The organism is Zunongwangia sp. HGR-M22 (assembly GCF_027594425.1).
Lineage (GTDB): Bacteria > Bacteroidota > Bacteroidia > Flavobacteriales > Flavobacteriaceae > Zunongwangia.
This window is the reverse complement of the sequence record NZ_CP115159.1, coordinates 2,330,483-2,348,180: the sequence shown is the minus strand read 5'-3', so window position 1 is coordinate 2,348,180 and position 17,698 is coordinate 2,330,483. Positions and strand designations below refer to the sequence as shown.

19 protein-coding genes are annotated in these 17,698 nt (G+C 36.9%); 4 read left to right on the top strand and 15 right to left on the bottom strand.

Annotated elements, in window-relative coordinates; genetic code table 11:
* Nucleotides 1-74: 74 nt before the first annotated feature.
* The 5 genes from PBT91_RS10260 to PBT91_RS10240 form a co-directional block, all read right to left on the bottom strand.
* Nucleotides 75-989 (bottom strand): helix-turn-helix domain-containing protein, encoded by a 915-nt coding sequence (locus PBT91_RS10260; protein WP_270058377.1) that lies wholly within the window; start codon nt 987-989, stop codon nt 75-77.
* A gap of 16 nt (nt 990-1,005) precedes the next feature.
* Complete coding sequence (locus tag PBT91_RS10255; RefSeq protein WP_270058376.1) at nt 1,006-1,263, bottom strand: Atu4866 domain-containing protein; 258 nt, start codon at nt 1,261-1,263, stop codon at nt 1,006-1,008.
* 2 nt (nt 1,264-1,265) lie between these two features.
* Entirely contained in the window at nt 1,266-2,111 is an 846-nt protein-coding gene (locus PBT91_RS10250) for an SDR family oxidoreductase (RefSeq protein ID WP_270058375.1), read from the bottom strand.
* Between the two features lie 327 nt (nt 2,112-2,438).
* A complete protein-coding gene (locus PBT91_RS10245; RefSeq protein WP_270058374.1) occupies nt 2,439-2,807 on the bottom strand; it encodes a DUF4260 domain-containing protein in 369 nt (122 codons plus the stop codon).
* A gap of 233 nt (nt 2,808-3,040) precedes the next feature.
* Nucleotides 3,041-3,787, bottom strand: a complete 747-nt coding sequence (locus tag PBT91_RS10240) for an SDR family oxidoreductase (RefSeq protein WP_270058373.1) — start codon at nt 3,785-3,787, stop codon at nt 3,041-3,043.
* Nucleotides 3,788-3,891: 104 nt separating this feature from the next.
* On the opposite strand from PBT91_RS10240, the gene PBT91_RS10235 reads away from it, so the two are divergent.
* Nucleotides 3,892-4,248, top strand: a complete 357-nt coding sequence (locus PBT91_RS10235) for a winged helix-turn-helix transcriptional regulator (RefSeq protein WP_270058372.1) — start codon at nt 3,892-3,894, stop codon at nt 4,246-4,248.
* Nucleotides 4,249-4,440: 192 nt separating this feature from the next.
* Here PBT91_RS10235 and PBT91_RS10230 read toward each other — a convergent pair whose 3' ends face one another.
* The gene (locus tag PBT91_RS10230) at nt 4,441-5,361 is read right to left on the bottom strand and encodes a helix-turn-helix domain-containing protein (RefSeq protein WP_270058371.1); all 921 of its coding nucleotides are present in this window, start codon (nt 5,359-5,361) and stop codon (nt 4,441-4,443) included.
* Nucleotides 5,362-5,381: 20 nt separating this feature from the next.
* The gene (locus tag PBT91_RS10225) at nt 5,382-6,269 is read right to left on the bottom strand and encodes an NmrA family NAD(P)-binding protein (RefSeq protein WP_270058370.1); all 888 of its coding nucleotides are present in this window, start codon (nt 6,267-6,269) and stop codon (nt 5,382-5,384) included.
* Between the two features lie 744 nt (nt 6,270-7,013).
* On the opposite strand from PBT91_RS10225, the gene PBT91_RS10220 reads away from it, so the two are divergent.
* The 3 genes from PBT91_RS10220 to PBT91_RS10210 all read left to right on the top strand — a co-directional run bounded on the left by PBT91_RS10220 (nt 7,014) and on the right by PBT91_RS10210 (nt 10,798).
* Nucleotides 7,014-7,577, top strand: coding sequence for a Crp/Fnr family transcriptional regulator (locus PBT91_RS10220; protein WP_270058369.1), 564 nt, complete (start codon nt 7,014-7,016; stop codon nt 7,575-7,577).
* A 78-nt stretch (nt 7,578-7,655) separates the two neighbouring features.
* Nucleotides 7,656-8,393 carry an SDR family oxidoreductase gene (locus tag PBT91_RS10215; protein WP_270058368.1) on the top strand — a complete coding sequence of 246 codons (738 nt, stop codon included), beginning with the start codon at nt 7,656-7,658 and terminating at the stop codon, nt 8,391-8,393.
* Nucleotides 8,394-9,466: 1,073 nt separating this feature from the next.
* Complete coding sequence (locus tag PBT91_RS10210) at nt 9,467-10,798, top strand: tyrosine-type recombinase/integrase (RefSeq protein ID WP_270058367.1); 1,332 nt, start codon at nt 9,467-9,469, stop codon at nt 10,796-10,798.
* Between the two features lie 234 nt (nt 10,799-11,032).
* Here PBT91_RS10210 and PBT91_RS10205 read toward each other — a convergent pair whose 3' ends face one another.
* The 8 genes from PBT91_RS10205 to PBT91_RS10170 all read right to left on the bottom strand — a co-directional run bounded on the left by PBT91_RS10205 (nt 11,033) and on the right by PBT91_RS10170 (nt 17,696).
* The gene (locus tag PBT91_RS10205) at nt 11,033-11,596 is read right to left on the bottom strand and encodes a Crp/Fnr family transcriptional regulator (RefSeq protein ID WP_270058366.1); all 564 of its coding nucleotides are present in this window, start codon (nt 11,594-11,596) and stop codon (nt 11,033-11,035) included.
* A 274-nt stretch (nt 11,597-11,870) separates the two neighbouring features.
* Nucleotides 11,871-12,782, bottom strand: coding sequence for an alpha/beta fold hydrolase (locus PBT91_RS10200; protein ID WP_270058365.1), 912 nt, complete (start codon nt 12,780-12,782; stop codon nt 11,871-11,873).
* Between the two features lie 6 nt (nt 12,783-12,788).
* On the bottom strand, nt 12,789-13,676 hold the full coding sequence (locus PBT91_RS10195) for an NmrA family NAD(P)-binding protein (protein WP_270058364.1): 888 nt from the start codon (nt 13,674-13,676) through the stop codon (nt 12,789-12,791).
* Nucleotides 13,677-13,840: 164 nt separating this feature from the next.
* Complete coding sequence (locus tag PBT91_RS10190; protein WP_270058363.1) at nt 13,841-14,650, bottom strand: DUF4138 domain-containing protein; 810 nt, start codon at nt 14,648-14,650, stop codon at nt 13,841-13,843.
* Between the two features lie 13 nt (nt 14,651-14,663).
* A complete protein-coding gene (gene traM / locus PBT91_RS10185) occupies nt 14,664-15,608 on the bottom strand; it encodes a conjugative transposon protein TraM (protein ID WP_270058362.1) in 945 nt (314 codons plus the stop codon).
* 23 nt (nt 15,609-15,631) lie between these two features.
* The gene (locus tag PBT91_RS10180) at nt 15,632-16,243 is read right to left on the bottom strand and encodes a conjugal transfer protein TraK (RefSeq protein WP_270058361.1); all 612 of its coding nucleotides are present in this window, start codon (nt 16,241-16,243) and stop codon (nt 15,632-15,634) included.
* 32 nt (nt 16,244-16,275) lie between these two features.
* The gene (locus PBT91_RS10175) at nt 16,276-17,103 is read right to left on the bottom strand and encodes a hypothetical protein (protein ID WP_270058360.1); all 828 of its coding nucleotides are present in this window, start codon (nt 17,101-17,103) and stop codon (nt 16,276-16,278) included.
* On the bottom strand, nt 17,103-17,696 hold the full coding sequence (locus PBT91_RS10170; RefSeq protein WP_443089623.1) for a conjugal transfer protein: 594 nt from the start codon (nt 17,694-17,696) through the stop codon (nt 17,103-17,105). The genes PBT91_RS10175 and PBT91_RS10170 overlap by 1 nt, the downstream gene beginning before the upstream one ends.
* Nucleotides 17,697-17,698: the final 2 nt, after the last annotated feature.

The window sequence follows — 17,698 nt, the reverse complement described above, 5'->3', positions numbered from 1 at the left end:
GTTGGAATAAAAGTTTCGCTATAGATTGTTGTTCACCTAAACTCATCCGATAGAAAGGAAGGTCATTTTCTAATTCAATTGAAGGAATTTCGGAAGGCACTAGGGGAACTATTGGTCTTGTTTTTAAACAGTTTACTAAAGGAAGCAGGGTATTCAAACCCGAATTGATAGGCAATCTCACTTACACTTAGATCTGTAGAGGATAATTTTTCTTTTGCCTTCTCAATGAGTTTATGATGTATGTGCTGTTGAGTACTCTGGCCACTACTCGTTTTTAGCACACCACTTAAGTAATTAGGGGAAAGATTTAAATCATTGGCAATTTGACTAACGGTCGGAATCCCATTCGCTAAAATCTCGGGGTTATTAAAATAGTAATTTAAACGTTCTTCCAATCGGGTGAGGATTTGGTGATTGGTGATTTTCCGGGTAATAAATTGTCTTTCGTAATAACGTTCAGCAAAGTTCAATAAAAGCTCAATCTGGGAAATGATGATGTTCTGACTGAATTTATCAATATTAGCTTGATATTCTTTTTGAATGTTCTGAAAAAGTTCCGCCAAATTGTGTTCTTCTTTTTCTGATAAAAACAGGGCCTCGTTAACAGCGTAACCGAAGAAGTCATACTTCTTAATGGATGATGCTAATGCGGTGTTCCATAAAAAATCTGGGTGGATCAATAATAACCACCCAGAAGCATTTGCTTTTACATTTTGATTTATTTGAATATTCAGGGTTTGTTGAGGTGCCACAAAAGACAAAACCCCTTCGTCAAAATCGTAATTTTGCTGTCCGTAATTGAACTTTCCGCTTACATTTCGTTTTAAACCAATGGAATAAAAATCCTGTACCCATTTAATTTCATTTACATCTGATGGATAGATCACTTTACTATAATCTACCAGGCTAATTAATGGGTGCTCTGGTTTGGGTAAGTTACTATAGCTGTGAAACTCACTCAGAGATTTAAATCGAACTATTTTTTTCATTCTTTAAATTTAGTAATTAAATTTCTTTGTAAAGAACCATTCCTGCGTGATACAAAACTCCGTCTTTAAATTCGCCATCAGCGGTAAACCCGGTATCGTCTTTATAATCAATATGATTTCCTGTAACCCAATATTTGCCTTGGTAGGCACTTTTTCGGTTTCCCCTGGCTTCATCATATCGGTTATTGGGCAATAACTCGTGGCGAATAGTGCCATCTTCGGTGACCCACATTCCAATATATTCCTTGGTTGCTTCTATGGTTTCTTGTTGCATACCTATTCGATAAATCCTGTTGACGTTCCTAGATCCCGGTTTTCTTCCATCGCTTTTTGAATGGTTTCAATTTTGAGATTTGCATAATGGTAGGCATCTTCTCCCATAAAGAAATGTACAGGTGGGTTTTCTTGTTGGCTTAAAGCAATAAATACTTCTGCTGCTTTTTCGGGGTCGTTGGGCTGATTCCCATTAATGTCGTTTAAATGAGCCTGTTCCATTTCCCGAGCAGCTTTATACTCTTCAATGGGATTTGCCGGCGTTTGAACCGAGCCTTCTGATAAAAAATTTGTTCTGAAATAACCCGGATATACCAAAGTGGTGTTCACGCCAAATGGTTTCATTTCTTCAGCTAAAGCTTCCGTAAACCCAGTAACTGCAAACTTTGTAGAGCAATAAATTCCAAAACCTGCAAAATTTCCCGTGTAACCACCTATAGAAGATATGTTAAAAAGATGACCAGATTTTTGTTGACGTAAGTATGCAGAAGCATTTCTAATAACATTGAGATAACCAAAAACATTCACCTTAAAATTACGTTCTACTTCCTTTTCGGAAAGTTCTTCCAACGTTCCAATTTGACTATAGCCTGCATTATTAACCAGAACGTCAATTTTACCAAAATGACCGATGCTAGCCTCTATAGCTTTCTTAACGTTTTGGTTATTGGTCAAATCCATTTCGATGGGGAAGAAACTTTCATTTTCTTCTCCAATTGCTGCAATCAGGGAATTTTTACTTCTTGAAGTTGCCGCTACCCTAAAACCTTGAGCGAGTAATTTTTTTGTAAGCGTCAATCCCAATCCTTTAGACGCTCCTGTAACAAACCATACTTTTTTCGTATTCATTTTCCTTAGATTTTAATTAGGAGACAAAGTTGGTTTAATAGAAAACCATTTACTTTTCCATATCTAAGAAGAGCATAGCAAAATCTACTTTTGGCTTAAACGGTACGTAATAAAGAAAAAGGCACTACCGCTGATTTTAAATAAGTGTCTGGATGTGCTAATACTTTAAGACACCGCTGGCATATAGAATAAATGAAGCAGGCAATCAAAAAACTTTGTAATTAATTATCGTCTTGTGAATACGGCAGGTAATGAATTGACTAAAAGTATGGCCTCTCGCTAAGCATTATTGATAATAGACTTTTTTAGTGGCTATCTTTCCTAATGCTAAAATTTTGTATCAGTCCGGCTTAAATGCGTATGGGTAAAACGATCTTTGTACTTTAAACCTATACCAAACATCCTGTCCATTGCTGAATGGCCCAATAAAATAATCCCTGCCAAAGTGATTACAGATTCATTCAGCCATAACCCAATACTAAAAGTAATAATGGCCACCAGTTTATGATGAAAAAAATTATAGATCCAGGCACCTGTTCTTGGATTCATCACATAACCAATCATAGAAATATCGGGTAGTAGAAGACAGGCAGGAAAAACCCACCAAGCATAGTCCAGTTGATTGAATAAAATAATAGAAAGAAGGAATATCCCTACCTCTTCAAGTTTTAAAAGAGTACGCATCGGTTTTGTCATTCGTATTGTATTTGATTATTGAGAAACAAAGGTCTTCAACTTTAATTTTGAAACTCTTGACTTTTATCAAGAGTTTCAAAATACATTTAACATCACTAATAATTTATTTGCCAGTAATTTCCTATTTGCTTGGCCGCTATCTTTATTAAAATAGATTTTAGTTAAAGTATAAATGAGTGATAGATGATACTAAGAAGTCCTAATTCATTAATAACTACCTAAGTTTTAAAAAATTATTTTCGGGCATACGTGGTATAGCCACCGTCCACTATTAATTCAGTTCCCATAATAAAACTAGCCTCCTCAGAAGCCAGGAACAACACCGTATTCGCAACTTCATCAGCGTTTCCTATTCTTTTTAATGCCGTTACCGAAGCCAGATAATCTTTAGCATCTTCACTAGGCATTACGCTGTCAAGACCTTCGGTTTGGATAGGACCGGGGCTAACAATATTGACCCTAATTTTTCTTTCTGCCAACTCGTTTGAGGCAACCTGAGCAATTTTATTAAGTGCTCCTTTGGTAGCCGAATAAACGGTTGACCCCAGTTGAGCGGCTGTTGCCACTGTTGATGAGGTAAATAGTACAGAGCCTCCATTCTTAATATTGGGCAGCAATTTTTGCAACGTGAAAAAACTTCCTTTTACATTGGTGTTGAATTGTGCGTCAAAATCGGCTTCCGTTACCTGGTCAATTGAGCTGAAAACGGCTGTTCCTGCATTTAAATAAAGAACATCAATGTTGATGTTATGCTCCTCAATGGCTTTTTGTAATACTTCAATCCCTGCTAAATTAGAGGTGTCTGAAACTACTGTTGTCAGTTTCGAGCTGTTAATAGTAGAAGAAGCTTTTTGAAGATTAGCAGCATTTCTTCCGGTAATCCATACATTGGCACCGTTTTTAATAAAGGCTTTTGCAGTGGAGAATCCTATGCCGGTACTTCCACCAGTGATCACTACGTTTTTGTTTTCGAAATTCATTTTTTAATATATTTTAAATTGAATCTCAAATGTAAACTGGTTTTATTTATTTTCGTTACTTTGTAACAAAAAGTAACAGTAACCTTGAAGTAACAAAGTAACCTATGATGGAGTGTAAAGAACGTAAGCAAGATGAGTACAAGAAGGAAATGATGGCGGTGCAAGACACCTTGGATGTACTAAAAGGAAAATGGAAAATAATTATTCTATCATCCATATGTTTTTACAATCAAAGACGATTTTCAGATATTTTAAATGATATAAATGGGATTTCCAATAAAATGTTGAGCAAAGAATTAAAGGAGCTTGAAATAAATCAGTTAATCAAAAGAACAGTGATAGATACGCATCCTGTAACCATTCATTACCAGCTAACCGAGCACGGGAAAACACTAAGAACAATAATAGATAATATGACCGATTGGGGAATTAGACATAGAAAAAAGATTATTGGGAATTAAATTTGCTTTAACAAGCTTTACTTTACTCTTAGATTTTTTTTTAAAACCTCCGAGTAAGAATGTCAAATATTGACCCCAATTTAAATGCTACTTTGCTTAGTGTGTAATGATAAATATGGAAAAATAAAGGACTATTTGCAGCAAGAAAGCCTTTTTAGATTATAAATAATTATGGTTTAAGCTGGGAAGTATTCAATTTGAATTCCTAAAACTTTCACGGAAAACCGAAGGGGACATTTTTGTTTTTTGTTTAAACAGTTTGCTGAACGACTGCGGATGTTCAAATCCAAGTCTATAAGCCACTTCGCTCACGCTTAACTCAGTCGTAGAAAGTTTCTCCTTGGCCTTTTCAATTAATTTATGATGTATATGTTCCTGCGTAGATTTTCCTGTGACATTCTTTAGTAAGCCGGTTAAATACTTAGGGGATAAGTTGATTTGATTGGCGACCTTTTGAACAGTAGGAAGCCCTTCTACAGATAATATATCTTCAGCAAAGTAATGATTCAATAAATTTTCGAGCCTGGAAAGTATTTGATGGTTTGTTTTTCGCCGGATGAGAAACTGCCTGTTATAATATCGCTCGGCATAGGAAAAAAGCAAATCTAATTGTGCAATAATAATTTTATGACTGTATTGGTCAATATTACCGTGATATTCCAGTTGGATGATTTTAAGGATTTTGGTTATCGAAACTTCTTCTTTTTTAGATAGAAATAAAGCTTCGTTGATGGCATAATCAAAATATTCATAATTGTGAATGCTGTTGGCCAATTTCGTTTTCCAAAGAAAATCAGGATGTAACATCAACATCCAGCCCGTGGGTTTTTCGTTGGTAGCGTTTTTTATGCCGAATACCTGTTCGGGGGCCATAAAAAGCATCACACCATCATCAAAATCATATTCCTGTTGTCCGTATTTTAATTTTGCTTTTGGGTGTCTTTTTAGCGCGATGGTATAGAAGCCGGAAACCAATCTATCGGGCTCGTTTTTATGTAATTTAATGTCATCAAAATTAATCACACTTATCAAGGGATGTTCCGGTGCCGGTAATCCCCTGAATGTATGATATTCGCTGATAGTGTTAAATCGATATGGCGATTTTTTGACCATTGCTAAAATTAATCATTATATTAAAACTCTTTGGCAAATTCTTGGGCAAAGTCCTTTAACTTTTTGTTTCCAAAGGTATGAGGTCTCTTGTTTTCAAAATCTTCTTGAAGCAATCCAGATTCCAATGCGGCATACATTTCGATAAGACCTTCTGCAATTTCAGGGTTCATTCCGGCTTTTTTAAGTGCATTCATAACAGTTTCATCATCCACTATCTGCCATTTTAAATTTGGTTTTCCAATGGCTTTTCCCAATATGTTCGCTGTTTCCTCCCCGTTAAGTTCATCGCTTACTATATAACGGACTTTTTCGTTGTTGTTGAAGGAGCTTAGTTCTTCTGCAACTGCTTTAGCGATATCTTCAGGCGCGACCCAGGGAATAGCGTGAGTGCCGTAATTTGCATAAATGGCGCTCTGTGCTTTGATGCTTTCAACATATCCGTATAGATTGTAGTAGAAAGAAGTAGGCCGTATATGTGTCAATGAAATGTGTGAAGGCAGGGCGTTAAGTATTTTTTCAACATAATGGGCACCTTTTAGAATTCCGTTTCCTTTTTCTAAATGGGCACCAAAAGTGCTTAGGTTTACCACTCTTTTTATCTCCGTGCCGGAAATTGCTTTTGCATAGTTTTCTCCAAGGCGCTTGTAATAAGCTATGAGGTCTAAATCGTGATCAAAATAATTATTGGGGGGAACCATTGTGAAAACAGCATCGGCATCTTTAAAATGTGTTTTTAAAAAGTCGACATCCGCTAAGCTACCAATGGCAGGGGTAGCTCCAAGTGCTATGATTTCGCTTGTTCTTTCTGTAGAACTACTTATAACCTTTACCTCGTTATTTGCCGCGAGAAGGATCTCGGTCAAGGGTCTTCCAATGTGGCCTAATGAACCCGTTACTATGATTTTCATAATTTTTTAATTTTAAATTATATAACAAAGTTCTGCATAAGTGTCTTTACTGAAATAACCAAATTTCAGCTTGTTGTAGCCAAAAGGTAGGATCAGCCAATGGTGTTATTCATTAGTTTGCTTTTCACCACTTTTATTACAAACGTCTTTGGCGTAACTGAAATTTGCGTTTCTCATTTCAGAAAAAAATAAAATCATCAGCTGCATTATTATTCTTCTCATAAAACTTCGAAATTAATTATCGTCTTTTGAATACGGCAGGTAACGAATTGACTAAAAGTATGGACTCTCGCTAACCATTATTGATAATAGACTTTTTTAGGGGCTACCTTTTTTATTCACTTTTTCTTTAAAGCTTGTCGCCCATTGATTCATATGATCAAGAACGGGCTTCATTGCAGTCCTTCCTCTGTTAAGCTATTCGACGGTTATCGGAACTGCAGCATAACTTTTAGTTAGTGAAATAGCTTACCAATAGGGATTCGAATACCCAGCCGTTGACAAACTATTTAAATTAAGATCATAATGCCACCTTTTGAATTCAGGAAATCTTTCAACTGAAAAAATGCTTACAATTCCAAGAAAAAAAGCAAGAAGGAATAATTTTGAGTCGCTAATTCCAAGCACTTATTTTATTAATAAATGCTTGGACAAATGGGCATCTTATCCGTTACTTTAAAATATTTCCATTTAAATTCCTTTAAAAAAAATTAATAGGTTTTAGGAGTATGCGTAAATTGCCATATGAAAGAGTTGAGAGAATATATACTGCAGTTTGGTTATCTTAACAAACAGGAAATTGAGCTTATAAACAGCAAAGTACAGGAATTGGTTCTTCATAAAGGCGATTTTTTTTCGGAAGCGGGAAAAATACCCAGCCAGGTGGGCTTTGTGGAGGAAGGCGTTATGCGGGGCTTTTACATCAATGAGGGAGAAGAAATTACGCGCTGCTTTATTAACGAAAATAATTTAGTGGTAGATTATATCAATTTTGAAGCAAATGCTGCCTCTTCAGAATACCTGCAAGCCTGTACAGATTGTAAACTTATCGTATTTTCAAAACAACATTGGGAAGAGCTTTCTCATACCATTACGGGCTGGGCGCGTATTAAAAATAAAATGGTGCAAACGTGTATGTACCAAAAATCCAGAAAGGGACCGGTGATTTCGCAGGACGCCACTACCCGTTATCGGGAATTTCTGAAGAATTATCCATCCCTTCTTAACCGGATATCACTTACTTACATTGCTTCTTACCTAGGAGTTACTCCTCAATCATTGAGCAGAATAAGGAAAAACGTCCGTTAGTTTCTTTTTTACCATTTGGTAAATTAATTCGTTTTTTATTTTTCCAACTTTGCTTCATCATTATTTTAAATCATTAAAATGAAAAAAGTATTAATTACCGGAGCAAACAAGGGAATTGGTTTTGAAACAGCAAAACAATTATTACAAAAAGGATATTACGTATACCTGGGAAGCCGGGATTTAAATAACGGACTCAAAGCGGTTGAAACTCTAAAATCTGAAGGCTTGACCAATGTGGAGGCTATACAGCTGGATGTTACAGAGGAAGATTCTGTAAAAACTGCCCGTGCAGCAATTGCCAATACAACAGATTCTCTTGATGTACTTATTAATAACGCCGGCATCAATGGAGGTAGTCCCTATACTGCCCTAGAAGCGAATACAGAACAATTTATGGCAGCATTTAACACCAATGTATTTGGGGTGGCAAGGGTTACACAAACATTTATTGATTTATTGCGAAAATCTCCTGAACCCCGGATTGTGAACGTGAGTACCAGCGTAGGCTCTCTTACGCTACAGAGCGACCCAAAATGGCCTGCTTATGATTACGCGAAATATGCGGTGTATGGTGCATCAAAAGCAGCTCTGAATATGTATACAGTCCATTTAGCTTACGAATTACGCGAAACGGCTTTTAAAATCAATGCGGTGTGTCCCGGATATACCAGTACCGACTTTACCGGACATAATGGTGGCGAAGTTAGAGAAGCAGGACAACGTATTATAAAATATGCATTGATTGACCAATATGGACCCACGGGTAAATTTTTCAGTGAAGAAACCAATCCTGAAACCGGAGAAATCCCCTGGTAGGAAAAATATTCCAGATTAGATATTCAAGCTATCTATAACAAGTAAGCATTCGTGAAATTAATTTCATCAGCAAATTCCACGGCTGTATTTGCAAAAACCTTCTCATCTATATTATTATTTGAAGAAGATTTGATAGCTGTTACCATTATAAATAAATTATTCTAAAGTAGCTTCTCCTGAAAATCAATTTTTTATTTGAGATTAAAATAAACCTCCAAATTGAAAGTTTTGACGTTTAAATTACTTCCAAAAAAAATAATTTTTTTTTAATTTATTAATCCGTGAAATTTGACGAAGAATGTCAATTGTTATGGAAAAAATGATTCCAATTTGGTGATCTTTTGAAATCTTATTTAAAACCTCGCGATTGAAAAGGTATACTAGAGATGGGGTGCGTCCTGTCGTGATTTGAACAAAAATAACTTGAAAAATTCAATAGCGAATAAATTCTTTTATTATTTACATAATTAATTAGATACTGATTTTTAGTTTATAAAAAAAATAGGATTTACAAATCCCGATTTTTTCTATTTACGAAGTCATTAGTATTGTTCGTTAAAATATAAGAACTTTTAAATTTTGGCAGAAATTCAGAAATCTGCCACCACTTACCGGAGAAATAATTAAAAGTGATGCTAGAGACCAACGTTAGAAAATGAAGTAACAGTCATTTTCTCGATAAAATTTTCGAAGTAAAACTTAGAATTTGATTTCAAATGCCATCAAATGAGATCATTCTAAACCACTTTTTTTAATTTATTTGAAATACGTAAAATTCTGTACTTATTCTGTACTAGGTATAAAAAGAAAAAGCTTCACATCTCTGTGAAGCCTTGATTTTCCTAGTAGCGAGACCGAGATTTGAACTCGGGACCTCCGGGTTATGAACCTATTCAAATAGCGATATAAAACACACTAAAATATATTTAATAATATGATTATCAGTTAATTATATATTTTATGGTTTTATTTAAATAGTGTTAAAATCAAATTATTCTGTACCTATTCTGTACCCATTCTGTACCCTTTTTTAAACTAATTAATTATATTTATATAGTTCTAATTAATTGAATATGTCTAATATAAAAATTGTTTTAAGGAAAAATAAGATAAGAAAAGATGGCAGAATTCCTCTTGCATTGAGAATTACTGAAAATTACAAAACCAATTACAAGTGGCTTGGACAATATGTTTTCGAGAAGGATTGGGATAAAAATGCAGGAAAGGCGAAGAGGAGTCATCCAAATTCACAAAAGCTGAACAATTTTTTAATGAAGAAGTTGAGCGAAGTGAATGACATATTTTTTGAATCTAAAGATCAGGTTAGCCCAAAGCAGGTAAAGCAAAAGTTAAAAGGAACCTATGGACAGAAATCCTTTTTTGAACTAGCCGCAGAGCGTATAATGGAAAAATATGAAAGAGGAACATTTTCCGTCGCTAAAGCTGAACTATCTATTCTTTATAACCTCGAGGAATTTTTAAATCTAAAAAGGAATAAGAATAAATCAGCCATTATTAAGTCAATCAATGAGCGCCGCTTGCACCGCATTAGTGAGGCAAGACTTAACAAATATAGCTGGTTAGATGGTGTTGCTTATTTTAGAAATAGTAAGGCTCTAGCGTTCCGGGATATTGATGAAGTTTTCATTAATAAATATAAAACATTTTGTCATTCTTATTTAGGGCAAAAAACCAGAACTATTACTAATCAACTTATTTTAATTAGAACTCTTTTCAATTTAGCTATTAAGGAAGGAATTATTGAACGAAAATTTTATCCCTTTGCCGGTGATAAGGAGAAAATTAGAATTGGTTCTGGTAATAAGATAGGACTAAGCACAGAAGAGATTGAAAAAATAGAAAAACTGAAGTTGGAGGAAAATAGTTCTATTTGGCACACTCATAATGTATGGCTATTTTCTTTTTATTTTGCTGGGATTCGTATTTCTGATGTTGTAAAAATAAAATGGTCGGATTTTAAGGATAGTCGACTTTATTATATAATGAATAAAAATGAAAAAGCACTCAGCCTTAAAATTCCTGCGAAGGCAAAAAAGATTTTGGAACATTATAAAAAAGAGAAAAAACTCAATAAAGGTTATGTCTTTCCATTCCTTAGAAATACTGATACTAATGATGCTGAACAAATCTATATACGAACAAAAAGTGTCACTAAAGTCTTTAATAAATGCCTAAAACAAATTGCAAAAGAATGTGAGATTGAAAAAAACTTATCTAACCACATCGCTAGGCATAGCTTTGGTAATATAGCGGGTGATCGTATTCATCCATTAATGTTACAAAAGCTCTATCGTCATAGTGATTTAAAAACCACTTTGAATTATCAAGCTAATTTTATTCATCGAGATGCGGATGATGCACTGGATGAAGTTATTAATTTTTAAATTATATTTCTGTTTTAAATACTGTTTTCATCTTTATAAATTTAAATTGATTACGCATTGCAAACTTATCGATGATTAAATGATAAAAAGTAGTTGATATACGCAATTTTGTAGCTAAATATATACTCTCGTTTTGCTAATGTCTTTTTTTCGATAAAAAGTAATGTATAAGTGAGTAAATTTGATAGCTAACTACTTACCCTTTGTTAGCATACTGGAGAAATGGAATTTTCATTATTTTATATTCCTCCTAATCCTGCTTAATGCATTAGGGGTAATCCCCAAAATACTAGCCAACTGTTTTACCGGCATTTTTTGAATAAATTCCCTGTTTTCCATTAGTTTTAAATAAACACCTTCCGCAGTTAAGGTCTGATAATTTACATTTTGTTCAATTTGCTGAATACAAATGTCTTCCCACATTTTACGCCCAAATTTTTGCCAGATAGGAAAACGCTCATAGAGTGCTTCCATATCAGCTCGCTCTATTACTAGTAAACTGGTTTTATCAATCGTCTCAATAGTAAAACGGGTAGGTTTTCTAGGAGCCAAACTACTAATCTCCGTAATGAATTCCCCTTCAAAAAAAGCCCAGGCCGTATGTTCATTTTCATTTTCATCCGAAAAAAAGCGTAATCCTCCGGAAATGATAAAATAATATTGATTGGCAATCTGTCCCCGTTTAAGCAACACCTGATGCGGCGCATATTCTTTTTCCTGAAATTTAGAAAGCACTTCCTGTAATATTTCCTCTGTAATAAAAACTTTTGATTGTATAAATTCAGTAAATGATTCCATAAGTTGAAAACCGCTTTATTCCATTTTTAATACGTCGAGGGATATTTCATCTGCCTGGCATTCAAAAATAGGGAAATCAATTGTCTTTTGTGATGCTAAGTTTAGTTTAAAATACGCTAAAGCCGATAGACTTACTTATAACTCAGGGTCATTTAAGAAATTATGGAACATAATCATTTATCGAGTTTACTTGAGAACATACAAAAGCTTTTAGGACTACTTCCTTTTAACCTAAAGAAGAAGGGAGTATTTTTTATACTCCCTTTTCAATACGTTATTTTATAAAATGAAGCACGGCATCAATGACGGCCTGTGGATTTTCTTCATTAAAATAGTGCCCAGAACCTTCTACCTTAATCACCTCTACATTTTTTGCAATATAGGGCAATCCCTGCTTCATAAACTCGTAGCTGCTTTCGCTGGCCATCCCCAGAACGGGCATTTGCAGGGTGCCGTAGGTATTCATATCCTTGATGTCCTGTTCAAAAGCCTGGTACCAGGCATTAGATGCCCTAATGTTTTCAGGTCGATTATAATGGTAGGCGGCAACTTCCCGGTCAAAATCACTCATTTTAGCATCATCCAACATTACGTAAGAAAACAGCCAATCTAATAGGTATCTAAACCGGCCTTCCAATAGCTGTTCTGGTAATTCCTTTACCTGATTAAAAGCCATCCACCATAAAAATGGCATTTTATCATTTATTTTATCTCCAAAAGTTCCCGGCATAGGGAGCAGGCGCATTTCCCGCATTGCTTCGCTCGGGTGGGAGCCATCCATCAGGATAAGTTTATCCACAGCCTGCGGATAATTAAAAGCAAGACTTGAAGCCACCATCCCACCAATATCGTGTCCCAATACGTGTGCTTTTTTAATCCCCAGTTTTTGGATCAGTTCAAAAATATCCTTGGCCATCGTTTTTTTGTCGTAGCCATTAAAGGGTTTATCTGAGCTGCCCATTCCCCGAATATCTACTACAATTACAGTGTATTTTTTTGCCAGTTCCGGCATTACCTTATGAAAAGAATACCAGGTTTGCGGCCAGCCGGGAAGGCAAATAAGCGGTTGCCCCGTACCTCCTGCTACATAATGTAACTGAATGTTATTTACCGTGATCAGATGGCTGGTAAATCCCAGTAATTGTTTGACCAATTCCTTATCTGAATATTGCGCTTGAGTTTCCATAGATTCTTATTTTTTGATTACTTGTGCTATAGATGTCCATTTAAGGTCTGGATAGCGGTTGTTGTCCAGTTTTAAATGATGCACCAAAAACATACTGTGCAGGTATTGCATTTGTTGCCAATCGGCATACAGTTCCTGTTCGCCCTGCGGATTGGCATTTCTCTTTTCCTGTATTACAGTAGCGAAATCTTCTAAGGATCCGCCATTGATCAGTTCAAAATCTTTATCAAAAAATTGTTTTCCAAGCGCTACAAAATCCTTTGGACTCGGACTAAAACTGGCAATATGCAGGTTTCGGGGAGTCTTATCGTCCAAAGCTACTTTGGCGGTGTATTGGGCGGTATCTTCTACCGTCGTAAAATCGATTGAAAAATCCTGTTTTTCCCCGTAAAAAAGTACTTTTTCTTCCTTTACATTGAATAACGGAAGGTTGTAGTTTAAGAGGTAGGCAAAAGCCCCGTTAAAAATAGAAGTCGACTGTATAGGTTGCTTATCCAAATAGACCTTAAATTCTTTCCTGAGATCGAAGTTTCGATTGAAACCTCTATCCATTTGCGTAAAATCTGTTGAAAAATCGGAAGGGATAAACCGGGGAACCTTAGCTGCAATGGCCGCATCTACCAGGCGCGATTGAAAATCGACAATGCTTTCCCGTAAACCGGCTACAGCTGAAATTACGCAGGAAACTCCTTCGCACGCCTTTTGGAGCGCCAGGCGATCATCCATTTGAAGAGGTATCACGGTTACCCCACTATTTTTTAAAGGGGTAATTTTTTCTTTATCGCCGGACTCCCTAACAATGGCGATGACTTCAGCTCCTTGTTGTAAAAGATAGTCAGCGATTTTACCACCAAGCATCCCGGTAGCACCGGCAATTAAAATTTTCTTTTTCATTACTATAGATTTTTTTGACACTATAGTTCAAATGTATGCCGGAATATCATTGCTAAAACTACCATTTGGTAGGAAAAAGTTACGATGAAAGTCGAGACTGATGAACTGGGAGAACTCCATAATTAATAAACTGAGAAAAAATAGAAAGTAAACTATTATAAAATCTAAAGTCTCTTTTTCAGCAATACCTTCCTGCTCCCATTTAACTCCTGCAATTCCAATTGCAATTTCTCCTTACTTCCTAATACAAATTTGGGCATCACATACACCAAGCGTACCGATTGGCGGTTAAAGATTTTCGAAGGCATATGGCAAGTATAGATCGGTTTTATTTCCAGTTTTTGAAAGGATGATTTTCTTTTTTTGTTGCCACTAACGCGGTATACCTTCAGAAAATCTATTTCGAACGTGATTCCCGAAGTATTGGTAAGTTCCATTACCAGATAGGTTTCTGATGCATTGTAGGCTATCCGTTGTAACTGAAGCCTGATACCTCTCTTACGTTTGGTCTTGGACTGTTTTGTTCCTGATTTCATTAGGTGTTCTGAAAACCGCTGAAAATATTCCTGTCGCTTTTCCAGACTATCCTTTTTTTCTTTTGAAGGCTTGGGAATTACTTTGGCCGGGATTTCCGTTCCAATACTTTCGTATGTGGAAATAAAATAATTCAGTATGGAAAGTTCTTCGGTATATTTCAGCATATATGAGTAGACTTTCCCATCATCGGTGACCACCAAAAGGTTACTTTCTTCTCCGGGTTGTGCCTTTAATAATCCAAAATATTGTCGTTTTTCCCGGTTATAGGTAAACACGAAATGGGATGCCCCGGTTATACCTTGTCGGATGGCACTCGGAAAAAACAAGGCTACGTTCTTTTTATCATTCGCATATAAGGTATCTAACGCCTTTTGGGCATTGACTGGACTTATCAAAGCCAGTAAAGCCATTATGAGTATCAATATATATTTTTTCATCGCTATAAAGATTTTAAGAATGTTCCTGTGGTATTTTTAATAGTAATTGATAGCCATCTAGTACGGTGACTTTAACCTGACGGTTACTTCTTCTAAAAAGCTGTTTGATACCGCTCACCTGTGGTACTCCCGGCACTTCGATTTCATCCACGACATCGCCTATTACCTGACGGCGCACCTCTTCCCGGAAACTGTTCTCGATATAGATACCTTCACTGCCATCGGCCAGGTCATAGGCCTCGAAGGAAACCGGTCTGCCTTTAATATGTTCGATAGTAAGTAGGGTGCGATTGGGTTTAAAACTCACAAAGCCATACAGAAGGGTATTTTTGGTAACTAATTTTCCATCGATCAGGGCAGCTCGCGAAAGCCGCATTCGAAGCCGATAATGTTGTTTGATGGTCTGTGTACCATCGACTTGGACATACAATTGCACGTCTGTGTTTTGGGATAGGGTATTTAGATTCTCTTTTGGCTCCGAGGCAAAAAAGAGCTGATGTTCCAAGCCCATTTCTTTGGCGGCTGCTTCCCGTTCTTTTTTATTGATTTTTTTGGATAACGTATCATTTTGGGATGGAGCAGAGGGTAGGGGAACTGATTGGTCTTGCAGGTAGGTGCTGCTGGCATAATCAATATTCCCTTGCGAATAAATACTGTGAATCATCCGTCTTTTTTCTTTATCCCTTAAGTCAGGATCATAATTTCCGGTAGCATCCAGTAACTCTTCATCATAGACGCTTGGTGCATTGATCTGACGTTCCTCTTTGATGCTTTCCAGGGCTTCCATTTTTGTTTCATATTGTTCTTGGTCGCCCCCTAATTTGGGAACCGGTACCTGATGGTTATCGATAGTGGTTTCTTCGTCCTTGCCAAAAGTGATGATGGAATAGGCAACAATAAACAGGACGACGCTGGCCACAATCAGTATCATTACGATTTTATTCTTTTGAATTTTCATACATATGGATTTAGTAATAAGTATTATTCAGGATTAATTTTGCGAAGGCTATTTTCAAAAAAGTCGGTAATGAGCAGTCCGTGCGGATTGTGCGGAAAATTGCGGTCGACCTGCAACAGTTTTCCAGCCGTTTTCAATTCATAGCGGTCAGTTACCGAACCACGGTTGATCTCAAAAACGGTGGTGGTGCTAAATTGGTAGGGTTGATTTTGAAGGTCAATTTGTGAATCAATAGTGATGACCTTTTGTACCAGGGAATACTGCAAAAGCCGGTTATAGACCCCTTCGGCCTGTTTTTGCTGATAGAGGTCGGATACGGAACTGTTTCCCAGCCATAGGCTCTTTTCGATATTACTTTTGTAATTGTTGGCATTAAGCCCATAAAAATAGCGATGGAACAGTTCCAGATGGGCCAGGGCTTCGACCTTCAGGTTTTCCCGTTGCTTCACCACTTTCAGGGGAATAACGCTACCGTCCCCATTAATCACAAAAGCATTGTTCTGAGATTCCCGGTGGAGTTTGATGACCATTGCTACGGAAATAATGCAGACCACGGCCGAGCAAATTACCGAGGAGAGGACGATAAAACGATTGGTCCGTAAGACCTTGTAAATATTTTGATAGGGTATTTTCATTTTGTGTTAGATTTATACGGTTCTTTAAAACATTAACCTCCGGTAAACAGTCGTAGGGTAAAAGTGCTTGCCTTGCGGTAGAGCTTAAATTTGAGCAGGACGATAAAACCGATGGAGGCACATTCGATGACCGGTGCAAAAAACTCGCCTCCCCAATCTGCCCCAAAGAGATCACTCCAAAAATGACTGTTGATTTCCGTATAGAGGTTATTGATAAAAATATTGACCAGAAAGAATGCCGGCACGAGCATATACACTCCAGCATAAAGCTTAAAAAAGGTATAGGCCAGCGAGCGGAATTTTTCAAATACGGCCAGGCTAATCACCAGCGGAAAAAAAGCTTGCATTATTCCCAACAGAAAATAGCGTTCGGCTAAAAAGAGCGGATAGATAAACAGATCCAACAGCCATAGGATTACCCCAATAATAAACGCAAGAATTTTAAGTCCGTATAGCGGGGTTACTAAGGCTTCGTATAAAAGTGCCAGTGCTTTTTTGGCGGCCTCCAGGGCACCCACATCCCGTTCAAGATCAACATCACTGAGCTGTAAGGGGAGGAGTGCCGGGGCCGTATCCCGATATTGGGCTTCTATGGCCACCAATATATTATCAAATACATCCAATACCTGTGTGGAGAAAATAACCAGCAGGACAATGGCAAAGTTTTTAAAAAGTTCGGTGGGGTGTAATCCCCAGGTATGTCCATCGGTAGCAGCCACCCCTTCATTATATTTTTTAAGGATATTGATCAGGAAAAACAAAACGGCCAGTGTTTTCATCCCGGTAATGGTATACTGGGAAAAATCACTGTCTTTGATCGTTTGAAAGACCGTATCTACGTATTCGAGTCCCATTCCCATCAGAATTCCGTTTCGCGGTTATTAATATGATCCTGCATTTTTCGAAAGGAAATAATTTCCTTGTACCGGCGTGTTTTGTTCTGTACCTCGGCAACCATCTCATTGGATCTCGTTTCATAATCTTTTAATACGGTAGCTCTTTCCGCATCGTTCATTTTTAGATAATCACTGGTCAGGATTTTGTTTACATAATCCACGCTCTCCATCGAACGGTCAATAATTTCCTCAAAGGAGGCTGTCACCCGGTTGATTTCATCGGGTTTGATATACGGGGAGTTAAGGATTTCTTGCAAATCGCCCTGCACCATATTAAAGAGGTACTGGTTATTCTGAATCAGTTTTCCTACGGCATCCAATTGCTGGATCACATTGCTTACCTGTTCGATCCGTTCTTTCTGTTGTTTAAGAAACTCGACGGTCTTGAGTAAGTTCGAGGTTTGTTTTGCGGATTCGATCAATTGTTTGGCCAGGCTGATAAAATTCGTATTGTCATACACCGGCATCCCCTGGGCCACAATGTGGCCTGTTGAAAAGAGGGTAATGGATAAGGTTACCAAGAATCTTTTGATGTTTCGATTTAGAGGATATTTCATAG

What these genes read in the sequence shown, in the direction of transcription:
- PBT91_RS10205 (WP_270058366.1), bottom strand. Translation starts at nt 11,596, where the DNA reads ATGGAATCATTTACTGAATTTATACAATCAAAAGTTTTTATTACAGAG.
- PBT91_RS10260 (WP_270058377.1), bottom strand. Translation starts at nt 989, where the DNA reads ATGAAAAAAATAGTTCGATTTAAATCTCTGAGTGAGTTTCACAGCTAT.
- PBT91_RS10250 (WP_270058375.1), bottom strand. Translation starts at nt 2,111, where the DNA reads ATGAATACGAAAAAAGTATGGTTTGTTACAGGAGCGTCTAAAGGATTG.
- PBT91_RS10220 (WP_270058369.1), top strand. Translation starts at nt 7,014, where the DNA reads ATGAAAGAGTTGAGAGAATATATACTGCAGTTTGGTTATCTTAACAAA.
- PBT91_RS10225 (WP_270058370.1), bottom strand. Translation starts at nt 6,269, where the DNA reads ATGAAAATCATAGTAACGGGTTCATTAGGCCACATTGGAAGACCCTTG.
- traM (WP_270058362.1), bottom strand. Translation starts at nt 15,608, where the DNA reads ATGAAAATTCAAAAGAATAAAATCGTAATGATACTGATTGTGGCCAGC.
- PBT91_RS10170 (WP_443089623.1), bottom strand. Translation starts at nt 17,696, where the DNA reads ATGAAATATCCTCTAAATCGAAACATCAAAAGATTCTTGGTAACCTTA.
- PBT91_RS10245 (WP_270058374.1), bottom strand. Translation starts at nt 2,807, where the DNA reads ATGACAAAACCGATGCGTACTCTTTTAAAACTTGAAGAGGTAGGGATA.
- PBT91_RS10210 (WP_270058367.1), top strand. Translation starts at nt 9,467, where the DNA reads ATGTCTAATATAAAAATTGTTTTAAGGAAAAATAAGATAAGAAAAGAT.
- PBT91_RS10190 (WP_270058363.1), bottom strand. Translation starts at nt 14,650, where the DNA reads ATGAAAAAATATATATTGATACTCATAATGGCTTTACTGGCTTTGATA.
- PBT91_RS10255 (WP_270058376.1), bottom strand. Translation starts at nt 1,263, where the DNA reads ATGCAACAAGAAACCATAGAAGCAACCAAGGAATATATTGGAATGTGG.
- PBT91_RS10180 (WP_270058361.1), bottom strand. Translation starts at nt 16,243, where the DNA reads ATGAAAATACCCTATCAAAATATTTACAAGGTCTTACGGACCAATCGT.
- PBT91_RS10235 (WP_270058372.1), top strand. Translation starts at nt 3,892, where the DNA reads ATGATGGAGTGTAAAGAACGTAAGCAAGATGAGTACAAGAAGGAAATG.
- PBT91_RS10240 (WP_270058373.1), bottom strand. Translation starts at nt 3,787, where the DNA reads ATGAATTTCGAAAACAAAAACGTAGTGATCACTGGTGGAAGTACCGGC.
- PBT91_RS10230 (WP_270058371.1), bottom strand. Translation starts at nt 5,361, where the DNA reads ATGGTCAAAAAATCGCCATATCGATTTAACACTATCAGCGAATATCAT.
- PBT91_RS10195 (WP_270058364.1), bottom strand. Translation starts at nt 13,676, where the DNA reads ATGAAAAAGAAAATTTTAATTGCCGGTGCTACCGGGATGCTTGGTGGT.
- PBT91_RS10200 (WP_270058365.1), bottom strand. Translation starts at nt 12,782, where the DNA reads ATGGAAACTCAAGCGCAATATTCAGATAAGGAATTGGTCAAACAATTA.
- PBT91_RS10175 (WP_270058360.1), bottom strand. Translation starts at nt 17,103, where the DNA reads ATGGGAATGGGACTCGAATACGTAGATACGGTCTTTCAAACGATCAAA.
- PBT91_RS10215 (WP_270058368.1), top strand. Translation starts at nt 7,656, where the DNA reads ATGAAAAAAGTATTAATTACCGGAGCAAACAAGGGAATTGGTTTTGAA.